General features: G+C 47.2%; 1 tRNA gene. It reads right to left on the bottom strand.

The window, feature by feature from the left end:
* Positions 1 to 72, bottom strand: a tRNA-Ala gene (locus JNO66_RS20390).
* Positions 73 to 235: the final 163 nt, after the last annotated feature.

Here is a 235-nt window from a genome sequence, read left to right as displayed (position 1 = left end):
GGAGCCTAGCGGGATCGAACCGCTGACCTCCTGCGTGCAAGGCAGGCGCTCTCCCAGCTGAGCTAAGGCCCCAAAAAATATAATAGTAGGAAGATAGGATCTAAACCTTAAACCTCTTGATATCAACTCAAGTGTTCTATTAACTTGATCTATTTTCTATAATGGCGCGCCCGAGAGGATTCGAACCTCTAACCGCTTGATTCGTAGTCAAGTACTCTATCCAGTTGAGCTACGG

This window comes from Alkalicoccobacillus gibsonii (assembly GCF_016798245.1).
Taxonomy (GTDB): Bacteria; Bacillota; Bacilli; order Bacillales; family Bacillaceae_D; genus Alkalicoccobacillus; species Alkalicoccobacillus gibsonii.
This window is presented reverse-complemented; position numbering and strand designations above follow the sequence as displayed.